Annotated in this window: 12 protein-coding genes; 7 read left to right on the top strand and 5 right to left on the bottom strand. The window is 65.0% G+C overall.

Features of this window, described 5'->3' with window-relative positions:
• Positions 1-5 precede the first annotated feature (5 nt).
• Entirely contained in the window at positions 6-3857 is a 3852-nt protein-coding gene (locus M8744_RS03645; RefSeq protein ID WP_251409555.1) for an efflux RND transporter permease subunit, read from the bottom strand.
• On the bottom strand, positions 3854-5155 hold the full coding sequence (locus tag M8744_RS03640; RefSeq protein WP_251409552.1) for an efflux RND transporter periplasmic adaptor subunit: 1302 nt from the start codon (positions 5153-5155) through the stop codon (positions 3854-3856). Before M8744_RS03640 ends, M8744_RS03645 begins: the two co-directional genes overlap by 4 nt.
• A gap of 222 nt (positions 5156-5377) precedes the next feature.
• Here M8744_RS03640 and M8744_RS03635 point away from each other — a divergent pair, with 222 nt between their 5' ends.
• The 3 genes from M8744_RS03635 to der are packed head-to-tail and all read left to right on the top strand — an operon-like array spanning position 5378 to position 8913.
• Positions 5378-6064: a hypothetical protein gene (locus M8744_RS03635; protein WP_251409549.1), complete on the top strand. Its 687-nt coding sequence runs from the start codon at positions 5378-5380 to the stop codon at positions 6062-6064.
• A gap of 21 nt (positions 6065-6085) precedes the next feature.
• A complete protein-coding gene (locus M8744_RS03630; protein WP_251409546.1) occupies positions 6086-7399 on the top strand; it encodes an outer membrane protein assembly factor BamB family protein in 1314 nt (437 codons plus the stop codon).
• A gap of 50 nt (positions 7400-7449) precedes the next feature.
• Complete coding sequence (gene der, locus M8744_RS03625; RefSeq protein WP_251409543.1) at positions 7450-8913, top strand: ribosome biogenesis GTPase Der; 1464 nt, start codon at positions 7450-7452, stop codon at positions 8911-8913.
• Positions 8914-8937: 24 nt separating this feature from the next.
• On the opposite strand, the gene M8744_RS03620 is transcribed toward der, so the two are convergent.
• The gene (locus M8744_RS03620) at positions 8938-9684 is read right to left on the bottom strand and encodes a TspO-related membrane protein (RefSeq protein ID WP_251409540.1); all 747 of its coding nucleotides are present in this window, start codon (positions 9682-9684) and stop codon (positions 8938-8940) included.
• 158 nt (positions 9685-9842) lie between these two features.
• Between M8744_RS03620 and M8744_RS03615 the strand changes: the two genes are divergently transcribed.
• Positions 9843-10838, top strand: coding sequence for a fatty acid desaturase (locus tag M8744_RS03615; RefSeq protein WP_251409537.1), 996 nt, complete (start codon positions 9843-9845; stop codon positions 10836-10838).
• Between the two features lie 167 nt (positions 10839-11005).
• Here M8744_RS03615 and M8744_RS03610 read toward each other — a convergent pair whose 3' ends face one another.
• Entirely contained in the window at positions 11006-12019 is a 1014-nt protein-coding gene (locus M8744_RS03610) for a Fe(3+) ABC transporter substrate-binding protein (RefSeq protein ID WP_251409534.1), read from the bottom strand.
• A 78-nt stretch (positions 12020-12097) separates the two neighbouring features.
• On the bottom strand, positions 12098-12931 hold the full coding sequence (mazG, locus tag M8744_RS03605; protein ID WP_251409531.1) for a nucleoside triphosphate pyrophosphohydrolase: 834 nt from the start codon (positions 12929-12931) through the stop codon (positions 12098-12100).
• Positions 12932-12994: 63 nt separating this feature from the next.
• Here mazG and M8744_RS03600 point away from each other — a divergent pair, with 63 nt between their 5' ends.
• The 3 genes from M8744_RS03600 to M8744_RS03590 are packed head-to-tail and all read left to right on the top strand — an operon-like array spanning position 12995 to position 15573.
• Positions 12995-14161: a M20 aminoacylase family protein gene (locus M8744_RS03600; protein ID WP_251409528.1), complete on the top strand. Its 1167-nt coding sequence runs from the start codon at positions 12995-12997 to the stop codon at positions 14159-14161.
• Positions 14162-14165: 4 nt separating this feature from the next.
• Complete coding sequence (speB, locus tag M8744_RS03595) at positions 14166-15134, top strand: agmatinase (protein WP_251409526.1); 969 nt, start codon at positions 14166-14168, stop codon at positions 15132-15134.
• A gap of 40 nt (positions 15135-15174) precedes the next feature.
• Entirely contained in the window at positions 15175-15573 is a 399-nt protein-coding gene (locus M8744_RS03590) for a DUF1499 domain-containing protein (RefSeq protein ID WP_251409523.1), read from the top strand.
• The last annotated feature ends 48 nt before the right edge of the window (positions 15574-15621 follow it).

Genomic DNA, 15621 nt, shown 5'->3' with positions numbered 1-15621 from the left:
CCGTATCACTCGGCGGCCTTGAGCGGCGGCACGGGGCGATGGATGACCGTTGGCACAGCGTCCTCTTCCCAGATGATCTCGGGGGCCTTCAGGCGGCGCGCGGCGCGGCGCAACGCCCAATCCTGTGCCGCCCGGCTGGAGCGACCCCGCGTGAGCAGGGCAAATACGCGGCCGACCGTCGTGACATAGGTCGAGGCCCAGACCCGAAGCGCCAGCAGCGATGGCGTGAACACCAGCGTCAGCAGCGTGGCGATGCCCAGCCCGAACACCACGGCCGTGGCAAGCTGTTTCCACCACAGCGCGGTGGGGCTGTCGAGCGAATAGCCCCCATTGATGAAATCCAGGCTGAGCCCCAGCATCATCGGCGCAAGGCCGGCCATCGTGGTCACCGTGGTCAGGATCACCGGGCGAAGGCGGTCTTCGGCGGTGCGAATGATCGCCTCGATCCGGGGCATGTAGCGGCTGTAATCCTGGTAGGTGTCGATCAGAACGATATTGTTGTTCACCACGATCCCCGCCAGCGCGACGATGCCGGTGCCGGTCATGATGATCGAGAAGGGCTGATCCATGACCAGCATCCCGATCAGCACGCCGGTGGTCGACAACACAACGGCGATCAGAACCAGCGCCGCGTTGTAGAAGCTGTTGAACTGCGCCAGCAGGATGATGAACATCAGCCCCAGCGCCGCGGCAAAGGCCGATTGCAGGAATTGCTGGCTTTCGGCCTGGTCTTCCTGGTCGCCGGTCCATTCATGATCGACCCCGGCGGGCAGGGCATCGCTTTCCAGCCATTCGTTCAGCACGGCGATGCGTTCGTTCGCCGTGATGGGCGTGCCGGTGATCTGCGCCTCGCCGCTTTCGACGGCGCGGGCGATCTCGTCCAGGGGCACGGCATCGGCCTGCGGTAGGTGGTAATAGGTGGCCGCGGGCGCGCCAAGCAACCCATCGAGCCAGGCCATCGCGCCGGAACGCGCGGTCGTGAGCGCCAATGTATAGGGCGCGCCCTCGGCCACGGCTTCGGGCGTTACCTCGTTGCCGAACCCCAGTGAAACCGCGTTTTCCGGCTGCGGCTCGCCGTTTGCGTCAAGCGGGACCAGCTTGTAATCCATCATGCCGTCACGCACGCCCGCCTTCACGTCGAAATAGCGGGTGCCGTCGACGCGCTTGATTTCGGCCAGCTTGGGCACGGGCTGGCGCGAAATGAAATTGGCCAGCGGCATCAAGCCGTCCTGGGTGCGCACCTTGAGCGTATCGAGCGTTGACAGCACGCGGTCATCCTGCGGCAGGCGCACGCGGATCTCGATTTCCTCGTCCGAGGTATCGACGCGCATCGTATCGAGCATCAAGCCGCGCGTGACCAGTTGCACCATCGCGCCCACGGTGGCCACGTCGGCGCCATAGCGACCGGCCTTTTCCACGTCGACATCTATCTGCCAGTCTATGCCGGGCAGGGGCAGGGTATCCTCGATCAGGGTCAGGCCCGGCGTGCCCTCATAACGGGCGCGGACAAGCTCGGTTGCCTCGATCAACGCGTTCCAATTGTCGCCCTTGAGGCGTAGATGCACCGGCTTGGCCGAAGCGGGACCGCCGGACTGGGCCAGTATCTCGATCTTGATACCGGGTATGGTTTCCAGCTTGGCGGTCAGTTCGTCGATGATCACGTCGCCATCGAGGCGCTCCAATGTCACCTCGTCGGGGTGTGCGGCGGCATAGGCGGCGCGATCTTCCCAGGGGATCGTTTCAAGCTGCACCTGCCCGATGGTATCGAGCGGCGGCTGCGCGCCGCCGGTGTTGTTGTTCAGCCCCCCGTCGCCGGCAAAGGCAAAGGCGTTGAGAATACCGGGGTGGTCCAGCACCACCTTTTCAACCTGCGCCACCAGCGCGTCTTTTTCCGCAAGGCTCAGGTTGCCGCGGGCACGCACGTAGACGATGGCCTGTTCGGGCTCGGAATCGGTGAAGAACTCGACCCCGTTGTTGTTCTGCCCGAAATACATGAACACCCCGCCCACGAAGCCGATGACGGCAGCGATCATGACGATGGGCATCACCGGGTTTCCGGCAATACCCGTGATCAGCCAGCCAAACAGCGTGCGGCGCCGACCCGAGCGCACGGTACGCCGCCGCCAGGTGATCTTGGCCGCGCTCAGGGTGATCGAGGCGCCAAAGGCCGCCAGTACGAACAGCGCGATACCGGGCAGGGCCGCCGCCGCACCGGGCAACAGGTTTTCCTGCCCCATCGGAGCGAACAGGTAGCCGGGGTTTATCGTCTGCATCGCGCCCACGAACATCGCGTAGATCGGCACCGGGACCAGCGCAGCACGCAACAGCCAGGGCGTGCGTGCGCGCAGGGCGTCGGATGCGCGTGAGAACCCGCGGCTGATGCGCCCGGTCACGCCGCCCACCACCGGCAGGTAGATCATCACCACGATCAGTGAGGCGCAAAGCACGAAAATGAGCGTCACCGGCAACATTCCCATGAACTCGCCCGGAACGCCGGGCCAGAACAGCATCGGCAAGAACGCGCACAGCGTCGTCGCGGTCGAACTGATGATGGGCCAGAACATGCGCTTGGCCGCCTCGACATAGGCGTGCATCGGCCCGACACCTTCGGATACGCGCTTGTCGGCATATTCCACCACCACGATCGCGCCATCCACAAGCATCCCCACCGCGAGGATCAGGCCAAACATGACGATGTTGGAAATGGTGATGCCCATCACCGCCAGCAGCACGAAACACAAAAGGAAAGAGGTGGGAATGGCAAAGCCGACCAATAGCGCCGCACGGCTGCCCAGCGACGCCAGCACAACGATCATGACCAGCGCGATCGCCGTCAGAACCGAGCCTTCGAGCTGGGCAACCATCGAGGCGACGATGCGGCTTTGGTCGTTCGAGGTGCCCAGGTTCACCGTGGCACGCAGATCTTCGGGAAACTCGGCATGGGCCGCTTCGACAACGCGCTGCACCTCGTCGGCTGTGTCGATCAGGTTGAAGCCCTTGCGCTTGACCACCTGCAGCGCCACCGTAGGGTCGCCGTTGAAACGCGCCGTGCCGGTGCGATCTTCGAAGGTCAGGCGAATATCGGCCAAATCGCCCAGCGTCACCACCCGGTCACCGTTGACCTTGACCGGCAGCGAATAGATGTCGCGCGGTTCGTCAAAGCTGCTGGGGATCTTCACGCTGAAGGCGCCGTCGGCCGTTTCGACCTCGCCGGCGGGGATCAGCATGTTGTTGTTCTGGACGACGTTGATCAATTCGCCCGCAGTGACGTTGTAGGATTCAAGTCGCAGCGGGTCGATCACGACCTCGACCATTTCGTCGCGGTTGCCCGCAATCCCCGCCTCGAGCACCGCGTCGAGCGCCTCGACCCTGTCTTGCAGATCCTTGGCGACACGGGTCATGGTGCGTTCGGGCACATCGCCGGTCAGGTTGACGATGATGATCGGAAATTCGCTGAAGTTTATCTCGTTGATCGAGTATTTCTCGAACCCGTCTGGAAACTTGCCCTCGGCGGTGTTCATGGCTTCGCGCACGTCTGCCATGATCCTCGACTTGTCCCAGCCGAACTCGAACTCCAGCGCCACCCCGGCATAGCCTTCGGCGGCGGTCGAGGTCATTTCCTTCAGACCGTCCAGGTCGGACAGCTCGGTTTCCATGACCTTGACCAGCAGGCTTTCGCTGTCCTCGGCGGAAATGCCGGGGAAGGGGACGGACACGAAAAGCGCGGGAATCTCGATATCGGGCTCGCCCTCTTTCGGAAGGCTGGTATAGGCAAACCCCCCGGCCAGCAGGCTGAGGGCGATAAAGGCCAGAACCATCCGCGCCCGCGAAGCGGCCCAGTCGACGATACCTGTCATTCCGTGGCCTCCGAGCTGGCGGGGTTGGCGGTATCTCGATAGGTGGGCGCCACCAGCACGCCCTCGCGCACGTATTCCTGCCCGACGATGATGATGGAGGCCTGCTCGGGCAGGCCGCTGACCCAGACACCGTCGGACGTGTCGCGCACAAGATTGAGCGGCACGAAATTCACCCGGTTGTCATCGCCGACGATGCGCACGCCGAGCGCGCCATTGTCGTTCAGCGTCAGCGCTGATTGCGGCAGCAGGTGCGCGGTCTTGCCATCGGCCTGGATCATGATTTCGGCGGTCTGGCCGCTGCGCACCGCCAAATCGGTGTTCTGCACCTCGATTTCCACCAGGAACGTGCGCGTTGTCTCGTCTGCGGCGCGCGACAGGAAGATCACGCGCCCGCGCAGTTCGCGCCCGCCGCTCAGCCGGATGCCCGCCTGCGCGCCCCGCTCGACGCGGTCGATCTGGGTTTCGGGGATGTAACCGGCAACGATGATCGGATCGAGTTGTATCACCGTTGCACAAAGCGATCCTGGCTGCATCAGGCTGCCCAGTTCCGCGGTGTCGACCTCAAGCAGCCCGGCGAAGGGGGCCGAGATGGTCAGCCGTTCTATTTCCCGTTTTGCCGCGGCCACGGCGGCCTCGGCCGATTGCACGCCGGATTTGGCGGTTTCCAGGCCGGCACGGGCAGATTCGACGGCGGCCTCGGCGGTACTGACCGCGGCCTCGGTGGCGGCGACGCGGGTTTCCGAGGCGAACCCATCTTGCGACAGCCGCGATGCGGCGTTCTGGTTCAGCCTTGCCTCGCGCAGTTGCGCCTCGGCCTGGGCAAACCTCGCGCGCGCTTCTGGGGTGCGGGCGCGCGCCTCGGCCAAGCGGGCCTCTGCCTCGGCCAGCGATGCCTCGCGCGTGCCGGGGTCGATCTGGCACAGGGTCTGGCCCGGCTCAACGAACGCGCCTTTGCGCAGCGGATCGGATACCACCTGCCCGGAGGTTTCGGCGCGCAGTTCGACCTGGCGGACGGCGCGCGTTTCGCCGCGCAGCACAACCGCGCTGTCGATCACCCGCGCGGTCGATTTCAGCGCCACCACCTTGACCGGCGTTTCATCTGACATGGCTGGGCCGTCTGCCGCGCCCTCGGCGGTTTCGGCCACCTCGACACGGGTGGATGGGCCGGGATCGGCCAGTTCCTCAAGGCTTGGCACCTCGCCGCTGGTCGCCAGCGCGAAAAGCGCGTCACGCTCCATCACCACCATGTAAAGCGTGGCCATCACCACGATAGCCGTAAGGATAGAGATTGGCCGCATCGGTGTTCCTGTCGCTAAAGGGCCCTTTGCCTGACAATTGCCTACTTATTGGCCTCGCCGGGCAATGCAATTTAATTACGCTGAACTGGTCGGTTCAGATTACTCTTTTCCCCATGAAACGGCAAGAAAGCCACGCTTGCGCCCACATTCGTCCGGCCACAGGGCCTTGGCAGGGCGCGGACGAGCGGATAAGAGGGGGGAAATCAGGGGCGAGGCACGAGCGTGAGCAATACCGACAGTTTCATCGAGGAAGTCACCGAAGAAGTGCGGCGCGACCGGCTTTTCGGGATGCTGCGGCGCTATGCGTGGGTCGGTATCCTGGCGGTTCTGCTGATCGTCGGTGGTGCAACCTATAACGAATGGCGCAAGGCGCAGGAACGCACGCGGGCGCAGACGCTTGGCGACGGCATGCTGGCGGCGCTGGATGTCGAGGCCCCCGACGCGCGCGCCGAGGCGCTGGCGCAGATTTCCGCACAGGGCACGGGGCAAGAGGCCATCCTGTCATTCGCGCGCGCGGGCGAGTTGGCGGCTGCCGGCGACACAGCGGCCGCCGCCGAACTGCTGGATCAACTGGCCACGAACGGCGAGATACCACAAATATACCGCCAGATCGCGGGCTTTCGCGCGCTTACCTTGCAACCCGATCTGGCCGCCGATCAGCGCCGCCTGCAATTCGAAGCCTTTACCGACCAGGGCGGTATCCTGCGGCTTCTGGCCGAAGAGCAGATCGCGCTGATCGACCTTGAAACGGGTGATCGCGACGCGGCATTGGCAACCGCGCAGGCCATCTTGCAGGATGCAGAGGCAACCTCGGGCTTGCGCCGCCGGGCCACACAGTTGATCTTGGCGCTGGGAGGCGAGTTGCCGTCCGATCTCGCGGGTGCCGCAGATGCGCCCGTACAAGAGTAACCGCAGCACCGGGACAGGGACATGGGCAAAGTGAAAACAGGCTTGATGATCGCGCTGGCGGGGGCCGCCTTGCTGTCGGCATGTGCGGAACCCGAACAGATCCTGCCCGGCCCGCGCGAAGACCTGCGCCCCGATACGCGCGATCAGCAACAGTTCGAATCGCGCGCGGAACCCGTTTCGCTGCCGGCACAGCGCAACAACGCCGATTGGCCCCAGCGCCACGGCACGCCGGCCTTCCGCACCGATCACCCCGCGCTAAGCGCCAGCCCGCAGCTGGTATGGTCCGCTGGCATCGGCGCGGGTGACAAGCGCCGCGCGCGCATCACGGCAACGCCGATCGTGGCGGGCGGGCGTGTCTTCACGCTTGATTCCGGCGCGCAGGTCGTGGCCACCAGCACCCAGGGCGAGCGTCTTTGGGCACAGGATCTGCGCCCCGAGCGCGAACGCGACGGCCAGGCCACAGGCGGCGGAATCGCCTATGATGACGGGCGCGTTTACGTGTCGTCCGGCTATGGCTTGATGACAGTGCTGGAGGCCGAAACCGGCGCCGTTGTCTGGCAGCAAAAGCTGGAGGCCACCGGCTCGGGCACCCCCACCGTGGCGGGCGATCTTGTCTATCTCGTGTCGGGCGACGACACGGCCTGGGCCATCGAAAAGGATAACGGGCGCATCCGCTGGCAGTTGAGTGCGGCCCCCGATGTCGACAACGTGTTGGGCGGCCCGGCACCGGCATTGACCGATCAATTCGTGATCTTTTCCTTTGGCGCCGGTGACTTGCAGGCAGCGTTCCGCAATGGCGGGCTGCGGATGTGGAACACCGCGATCTCGGGGCAGCGGCGGTTCCGCGCCTCGACCAAGGTTACCGATATCACCGGCGACCCGGTGATCGTGGGCGACACGGCCTATGTAGGCACCCATTCGGGCCGCACCGTGGCGCTGCGGGTGGATAACGGCGAACGCATCTGGACGGCCGATGACGGCGCGATGGGCCCGGTCTGGCCAACAGGCAACGCCATTTTCCTGGTGAATGACCGCAACGAGCTGGTGCGCCTTTCAACCGAGGATGGCAGCCGCGTCTGGGTGAAGGAACTGCCGCGCTTTACCAAGAGTCGCACCCGCCGGCAGGTGGAAGTTTACGCGCATTACGGCCCGGTTCTGGCCGGTGGGCGCCTGGTCGTCGCCTCAAGCGACGGGTTCCTGCGGTTTTTCGATCCGGCGTCGGGCGACATGGTTCAGCAGGTCGAACTGCCCGGCGGCGCCAGCACCGCGCCGGTGGTGGCGGGCGGCACGCTTTACGTGGTCGGCACGGGCGGGCAACTCCACGCTTTCCGTTGACCGCGAAATCCTGTATCGCGGCGGTCTGATACCGCTGGAGCGACAAGATCATGAGTTTTACACTCGCCATCGTGGGGCGCCCGAACGTGGGCAAATCCACGCTGTTCAACCGCCTTGTAGGCAAGCGCCTGGCGCTGGTCGATGACCAGCCGGGCGTCACGCGCGACCTGCGCGAAGGGGCGGCGCGGCTGGGCGATCTGCGCTTTACCGTGATCGACACCGCCGGCCTTGAAGAGGTGACGGACGACAGCCTGCAAGGGCGGATGCGCCGGTTGACGGAACGCGCCGTCGACATGGCCGACATCTGCCTGTTCATGGTGGATGCGCGCACGGGCATCACCCCGACCGACCAGGTATTCGCCGAAATCCTGCGCCGCCGCGCCAAGCACGTGATCCTTGTCGCCAACAAGGCCGAGGGCCGCGCGGGCGAAGAAGGCGCGCTGGAGGCCTACGCGCTGGGTCTGGGCGAGCCGCTGCGCCTGTCTGCCGAGCATGGCGAGGGGCTGGGCGATCTCGTCCAGGTTCTGATGCCACTGGCCGACGCGTTCGAGGAACAATCCGAGGAAACGACCCCAGAAACCGATGTCACCCTGACCGAGGAAGAAGCCGAGGAAGGCGCGACCGACCCGCGCTGGCCGACGCCTGAAAAACCCATGCAGATCGCTGTGGTGGGCCGGCCCAACGCGGGGAAATCGACCCTTATCAACAAGTTGCTGGGCGAAGATCGCCTGCTGACCGGCCCCGAGGCCGGGATCACCCGCGACGCCATCTCGCTGGCGATGGACTGGAACGGCCTTCCGGTGCGCGTCTGGGACACGGCGGGTATGCGCAAGAAGGCGCGGGTGCAGGAAAAGTTGGAAAAGCTGTCGGTGGGCGACGGGCTGCGCGCGGTCAAGTTCGCCGAGGTCGTGGTGGTGCTTCTGGATGCGGCGATTCCCTTTGAGCAGCAGGATCTGCGCATTGCCGACCTGGCCGAACGCGAAGGCCGGGCCGTGGTGGTCGCGGTCAACAAGTGGGATGTCGAGGACGACAAGCAGGGCAAGCTGCGCGACCTGCGTGAAGCGTTCGAACGCCTTCTGCCGCAATTGCGCGGCGCGCCACTGGTTACGGTCTCGGCCAAGACGGGCCGGGGGTTGGACCGGCTGCGCGACGCGATCGAACGCGCCTACACAATCTGGAATACCCGCGTGCCCACCGCCGCGTTGAACCGCTGGCTCGCCGGCATGATCGAGGCCCATCCGCCGCCCGCGCCGCAAGGCCGCCGGATCAAGCTGCGCTACATGACACAGGCCAAGACACGCCCGCCCGGTTTCGTGGTGATGTGCAGCCACCCCGACAAGATCCCGGCCAGCTATACCCGTTACCTTGTCAATGGGCTGCGTGAATCCTTTGACATGCCGGGCACGCCGATCCGGTTGTTCATGCGTGGGCAGGGCGATCGCAACCCCTACAAGGGCCGGCGCGAAAAGAACGCGGGCGCGTTGCGCAAGCACCTGGACAAGAAAAAGGGCTGACCGCGGCCACGGCCGGCCCCGGTGTCAGGCCTTGCCGCCACCGGCCACGACGCCCCGCGCCGCCAAGGCCGCAAGCAAGGCCGCGCCCAAGCCGGCCAGCATGGCGATCGGCAGCGCGCCACCCGCGATATTGGCCATGATGATGCCGATCAACGCCCAGATAACCGCCACGGCATAAAGCGGCTCGTCCGGCCGGGCGCGCTGTACCGCTCCGGCCAGGACCAGCGCAAGCACGATGCACAGCGCGGCCGCTATCGTTGGGCCCATAAGCCCGTAGCCGCCAAGCACAAGACCCAGCGCCACGCAGGACGCGGCCGTCAACCACCCGGCATAAAGCGCCACCGGCACGCGCTGCCACCACCTGTCGTGCCGACCGGCCCGCAACAACGCCCAGACCGCGAGCGCCCACATGAGCCAGATCATCACGGTCGCAACCGGAACCGAGGATTGCGCCGCTGGAATCCAGGCCGCCCCGATGACCAATGACCCGAACAATGGCCAACGCATCGCCGCCCAGTCGGCCGCGTCCGATCTGGCAAACAGGTCGAACCCCGCCCCGGCGATAAGCCAAAGATAGATCAGGCCCCAGATCGAAAAGGCATAGCCCGCCGGCTGAACCGGCACATCGACCTGCGGCACCGGGAACTGGTCGGGCGCAAAGCCGTTGAAGCCGCCCACGAAAAGCGGAGACGCGGCAAAGAATACCGCCGAAACAAGCAGGAGAATGGCGGCCATGCGCCGCCGATCGGTGGTGGGATTTCGCTTTGTCATGAAACAGGAGATGGGTTTGAACAGGCAAAGTAAAAGGTCTGCGCTGCCCGGGCTTGAAAAAAAATGCGCAGCGTCAATATCTTGTGATGTGGGCATGTCACCGATGGGGGCGTGCGCGGCCTGACGCCAAGCGGCTGGAACCAAGCAGGGGACAGAAGATGGATATCAAGCAGATTCGCGCCTTTACGCATGACTATACCGACAAGGACAACCGTCTTGCGGCGCTGAGTTATTTCGGAACATTCGCGGTGTATTTCGCGGCCCTGGCCGTTGGGGCCTGGGCCTGGGCGGGGGTGCACTGGCTGGCCGCCCTGCCTTTCATCGTGATCCTCGGCTTTGCCTCGGTCCGGCTTTACGTGCTCCAGCACGATTGCGGGCATGTCTCGCTGTTCTCGTCGCGGCGGCTCAACGACCTGGCGGGCTATGCGCTGTCGGTGTTCACGCTGACCCCTTACGCGGTGATGCGCTACAACCACAACCTGCACCACGCCCATGTCGGCAACCTCGATCATCGCGAGGATGGCGAAGTGTATACCATGACGCTGGCCGAATGGCACCGCGCGGGCTGGGCCGAGCGGCTGATCTATCGTGCATACCGCAACCCCGCCGTGATGCTGGGGCTGGGCGGGGCCTATACCTATTTCATCCGCTATCGCTGGCCGCGTAACACGCGTGCCGTCGGCGTGGCGGGGGTGCTGATCCACAATGCGCTGCTGGTGGCCTGGGCCGGGCTGGTCTGGATGGTTCTGGGCGTGCCGGGGCTTGTCGTGCTGGCGCTGTCCGCGCTTGTCGCCGGGGTGATCGGGGTGTTCCTTGTCTACCTGCAGCACAATTTCGAAGACACGCACTGGGATCGCCGACCCGATCTGAACCCGCAAGTGGCAGCGCTGATGGGGTCAAGCTGCCTGAACCTGGGCCATTGGTGGGATATCGGCACGGGCAACATCGCCTATCATGACATCCACCATTTCAACCCCCGCATCCCGAGCTACCGATTGCGCAGATGCCATTTTGCGCTTGATGGGATCGCGCCGATGCGGCGCATCGGCTGGGCCGAGGCGCTGGCCTCGTTCCGGCTGAAGCTGTGGGACGAAGAGGCCGGGCGGCTGGTGCCGTTCCCCGCGGCCACCGCGCGGAAAGCGGCGGCGGCCTGATCCGGTGGAGCGGCTGCGCCGCGCCTGGTATCTCGGCCCTTGCGGGCCTCGGGACCGAGGGGCGCTGCCCCTCGTGCTCCCCGGGGTATTTCCGGCAAGAGGAAGACAAGGAGAACCCCGCAGGCCAAGGGCTTGCGGGGTTATTCTGACGTAGCCAAGAGGCTGGATCAGCCGTCGAAATCGACCGTTTCGATCAGTTTCAGGGCGTCGGACCGCAGGGCGGCCAGATCCATCAGGTTGGTATCGTCGGCGGTGAACGTGCCCCAGCCCTTGACCAGTTCCTCGGCCTCGGTGCCCGGCGCGATGGGATATTCGTAGTTCGCCTCGGCGTAGATTTCCTGCGCCTTGGGCGAGGTCAGGAATTCCATCATCTTCAACGCGTTGTCGCGGTTGGGGGCGGCCTTGGTCATTGCCACGCCCGAGATGTTCACATGGGTGCCGGCGTTTTCAAACGTCGGGAAGGCGATGCGCACGGAATTGGCCCATTCCTGCTGTTCTTCGTCTTCGAGCATCTTGCCCATGTAATAGGTGTTGCCCAGGCTGATGTCGCATTCACCGGCCCAGATTGCCTTGACCTGCGCGCGGTCATTGCCTTGCGGCTTGCGCGCGAGGTTGGATTTCACGCCTTCTAGCCATTCCCTTGCGGCCTCCTCGCCGTGGTGATGGATGACGGCGGAGGCCAGGGCGACGTTATAGGGATGCGTGCCGGAACGGGTGCAAATGCGCCCTTCCCATTTCGGGTCGGCGAGGTCTTCGTAGGTGGTGATCTCGTCTTCGGCCACGCGATCCTTGCTGGCATAGATGACGCGGGCCCGGGTGGTCAGGCCCCACCAGTGACCGTCGGGGTCATGGTAGGCATCGGGGACATTGGCGCGCAGGGTTTCGCTTTCGACCGGTTGGGTCAGGCCGGCCTCGACCACGGCGGCGAGGCGCGAGATATCGACGGTAAAGACAAGATCGGCAGGCGACCTGTCGCCCTCGGCCTGCAGGCGCTCGACCATGCCCTTGTCGAGATGCGCGACATTGACCTTGATGCCAGTCTCGGCGGTGAAGGCATCGGTCAGCGGCTTGAGAAGCTCGGGCTGGCGATAGGAATAAAGATTGACCTCATCGGCGATGGCGGGGGCGGCGACGCTGCCCATCAGGGCCACGATCGCGGCTGTGCGGAAGGGTGTAAACATGGAAACTCCTGTCATTTCGTTCGCTTTGTCGCGGCCCGAAATAACTGACAAATTCTGTCGGATCAATACCTGATTTTTCTACTCGGCCTTTTTCTTGCCGGCCTTTTCCTCGGCCTTCGCCTGGTTCCAGAGCCTGTCCATCTCGGCCAGGTCCGAGGCTTGCGGGGTCTTGCCGCGGGCCATCAACAGCGCCTCGATTCGCGTGAAACGGCGGGTGAACTTGGCATTGGCGCGGCGTAGTGCGGCTTCGGGCTCGACGCCGAGGTGGCGGGCCAGGTTGGCCATGACGAAAAGCAGGTCGCCCATTTCCTCTTCGATCTCGTCGGGGCCAAGCTGATCGCGCGCCTCGGCCAGTTCGCCCGCCTCCTCCACGATCTTGTCGAGCACCTGGCCCGTTTCGGGCCAGTCGAATCCCACGCGGGCCGCGCGCTTTTGCAGCTTGTGCGCGCGCAGCAGGGCGGGAAGGCCCACGGCCACGTCGTCGAGCACGCCCTGCGCGCCGCGCGCCGCCCGCTCTTGCGCCTTGATCGTTTCCCAGTCGCGGGTTTGCTGCTCGGCCGACTTGTCGCGCGTTTCATCGCCGAAGACATGCGGGTGGCGCGCCACCATCTTGTCGGACATGGTGTCGGCAACCTCGTCGAAGGTGAAAAGCCCCACCTCGGCCGCCATCTGCGCGTGAAAGACCGATTGGAACAGCAGATCGCCCAGTTCGCCCTTCAGCTCGTCCCAGGCCTGCCGGTCGATCGCGTCGGCGACCTCGTAGGCCTCTTCGATGGTGTAGGGGGCGATGGTGGCGAATGTCTGCTCGATATCCCAGGGGCAGCCGGTTTCCGGGTCGCGCAGGCGGCGCATGATTTCCAGCAGGCGCGGCATGCCGCCCTTGGGGTCGTGGATCAGCGTGTCATCGGGCATTGCAGCGGTTCCGTTATTGCGGTTTGGTGCGACAGTGCGCAACCAGAAGGCCGGAGTCCACCCATGCCCGTGATCAACCGAATAGCCAGCTTTGCCGAGGATATGACCGGCTGGCGACAACACCTGCACGCCCACCCCGAACTGGGGTTCGACTGCCACGAAACAGCGGCCTATGTTGCCGAGCGGCTGCGGGATTTCGGCATAACCGAGATTCATTCAGGCATCGCGCAATCGGGGCTGGTGGCCATCGTCGAGGGGCAGGGCGAGGGGCCAACGATCGGGCTGCGCGCCGACATGGACGCGCTGCCCATCACCGAGGAAACCGGGCTGGCCTATGCCTCGAGCGTGCCGGGCCGCATGCATGCCTGCGGCCATGACGGGCACACCACTATGTTGCTGGGGGCGGCCAAGTACCTGGCCGAGACGCGCAATTTCAGCGGTCGGGTGGCGCTGATCTTTCAACCCGCCGAAGAGGATGGCGGCGGTGGCGGCGTCATGGTCGACGAAGGGATCATGGACCGTTTCGACATCGCGCAGGTCTATGGCATCCACAACGCGCCCGGCCTGCCGCTGGGCATGTTCTCGACCACGCCAGGGCCGCTGCTTGCGGCGGTCGACACGTTCGAGATTCATATCCGCGGATTGGGCGGGCACGGGGCGACGCCGCATGAAACCCGCGACCCGGTGGTGGCCGCGCTGGCCATCGCACAAGGCATCCAGACGATCAGCAGCCGCAACCATTATGCGCTTGATGACCTGGTGATCTCGGTCACGCAGGTGCACACGGGCAGCGCCGAGAACATCGTACCGGAAACCGCCTTCGTGGGGGGAACCGTACGCAGCTTTGACGAGAACGTGCAGAAGATGGTTCAACGGCGCATGGCGCAGATCGTCGAAGGTACGGCGGCCGCCTATGACGTGACGGCGGAACTGGATTACCAGGTCTGGTATCCGGCGACGGTGAACAACGCCGACCGCGCGGGTTTCGCCGCCGAGGTGGCGCGCGAGGTGGCCGGGGCGGACAATGTCGAGGACAACGCCAGCCGCGAAATGGGGGCCGAGGATTTTTCCTACATGTTGCAGGCCCGGCCCGGGGCGTTCCTGTTCCTGGGACAGGGCGAAAGCGCGGGGCTGCACCAGGCCAAGTACAATTTCAATGACGCGGTCGCGCCGGTGGGTGCGTCCTTTTTCGCGCGGCTGGTTGAGCGCGCGCAACCGTTGGCGGGGTAAATACATGAGCCTGGAAGACGCGAAAACACAAGTAGATCAGGCATTTACGCGGCGCGATCTGCGTGGCCCCAGTTTCGAGAACACCTTTGGCGGGGCGACCTCGTTCCTGCGCCGGCGCTATACCAAGGATCTGTCCGGCGTGGATATCGCCATAACCGGCGTGCCTTTCGACCAGTCGGTGACCAACCGCCCCGGCACGCGGCTTGGCCCCCGCGCGATACGCGAGGCCAGCGCGCTGCAAAGCCCGGATGCGCCCTATGGCTGGGGCTATGACCCGTTGAGCGAACTGGCCATCGCCGATTACGGTGACCTGGCCTTTGACTATGCCGATGTGCCGGCGTTCCCGGCCGCCCTGCAAGCGCATGTCGCGGGTATCCTCGATGCCGGCGCGGCGGCCATCACGCTGGGGGGCGATCATTCGATCACCCTGCCGATTCTGAAGGCTCATGCCGACAAGTTCGGGCCCCTGTCGGTTCTGCAGTTCGACGCCCATACCGACACTTGGGCCGATGACAACATGGACCGGATCGATCACGGCACATTCATGTACAAGGCCGTCAAGCTGGGCATTGTCGACCCGGCCCGCTCGGTTCAGGTGGGAATACGCACCGACAACCCAGACACGCTGGGCTTTCACATCATCGATGCACCGCGCCTGCACGAAATCGGACCCCGCGCGGTGGCCGATGAAATTCGTGCTGTGCTGGGCGATCACCCGACCTACCTGACATTCGACATCGACGGGTTGGACCCGGCCTTTGCGCCGGGCACGGGCACGCCGGTTTGGGGAGGGCTGAGCAGCGCGCAGGCCGCGGCCATATTGCGCGGTCTGGCGGGGATAAACCTGTTGGGCGGTGACGTGGTCGAGGTGTCGCCGCCATTCGACACGACGGGCGCGACGGCGATTGCCGGAGCGCATGTGGCGGTCGAGCTGATCTGCCTTTGGGGCTGGACCCGGCGGCAGGCCGGTTGATTTCATAGAACGGGGGATGCGCATGATAGCAATGACATGGATGGCACTTGCAATCTTTGCCCTGGTGGCAGGCTTTGCCGGCTGGGTCCGCGTGGCCCCCAGCGACCCGGCGCGCTGGCACGTGCCGGTGCCGAAAGCTGAAAACCGCGACATGGCAGGCGGCGTGATCCGTGTGCTTGACGGGAAAGGGGACAGGCTTTCCGATCTGGATGCCATCATACGTGACACGCCGCGCACTCGCGTTCTGGCCGGCAAGCCCGAAGACGGGCGCGTGACCTATGTGACCCGTTCGAAACTCTGGCGGTTTCCCGATTACACGACGATCGAGGCCCGCGAGGGAGATTTGCTTGTTCATGCGCGGCTGCGCTTTGGCCAGTCCGACATGGGGGTGAACCGCGCCCGCGTCGCGGCATGGCTGGAACGCCTGGACCGGGGCTGACACCCGATGCCGCGGCGCCCTTGGCCTTGACCGCGGCGCGCAGATCGA

Source organism: Lutimaribacter degradans, from assembly GCF_023703375.1.
Taxonomy (GTDB): Bacteria; Pseudomonadota; Alphaproteobacteria; order Rhodobacterales; family Rhodobacteraceae; genus Lutimaribacter; species Lutimaribacter degradans.
This window is presented reverse-complemented; position numbering and strand designations above follow the sequence as displayed.

Coding starts and splice junctions, on each gene's coding strand:
- M8744_RS03600 (WP_251409528.1), top strand. CDS start 12,995: ATGCCCGTGATCAACCGAATAGCCAGCTTTGCCGAGGATATGACCGGC.
- mazG (WP_251409531.1), bottom strand. CDS start 12,931: ATGCCCGATGACACGCTGATCCACGACCCCAAGGGCGGCATGCCGCGC.
- M8744_RS03610 (WP_251409534.1), bottom strand. CDS start 12,019: ATGTTTACACCCTTCCGCACAGCCGCGATCGTGGCCCTGATGGGCAGC.
- M8744_RS03640 (WP_251409552.1), bottom strand. CDS start 5,155: ATGCGGCCAATCTCTATCCTTACGGCTATCGTGGTGATGGCCACGCTT.
- der (WP_251409543.1), top strand. CDS start 7,450: ATGAGTTTTACACTCGCCATCGTGGGGCGCCCGAACGTGGGCAAATCC.
- M8744_RS03615 (WP_251409537.1), top strand. CDS start 9,843: ATGGATATCAAGCAGATTCGCGCCTTTACGCATGACTATACCGACAAG.
- M8744_RS03590 (WP_251409523.1), top strand. CDS start 15,175: ATGGCACTTGCAATCTTTGCCCTGGTGGCAGGCTTTGCCGGCTGGGTC.
- M8744_RS03620 (WP_251409540.1), bottom strand. CDS start 9,684: ATGACAAAGCGAAATCCCACCACCGATCGGCGGCGCATGGCCGCCATT.
- M8744_RS03645 (WP_251409555.1), bottom strand. CDS start 3,857: ATGACAGGTATCGTCGACTGGGCCGCTTCGCGGGCGCGGATGGTTCTG.
- M8744_RS03630 (WP_251409546.1), top strand. CDS start 6,086: ATGGGCAAAGTGAAAACAGGCTTGATGATCGCGCTGGCGGGGGCCGCC.
- speB (WP_251409526.1), top strand. CDS start 14,166: ATGAGCCTGGAAGACGCGAAAACACAAGTAGATCAGGCATTTACGCGG.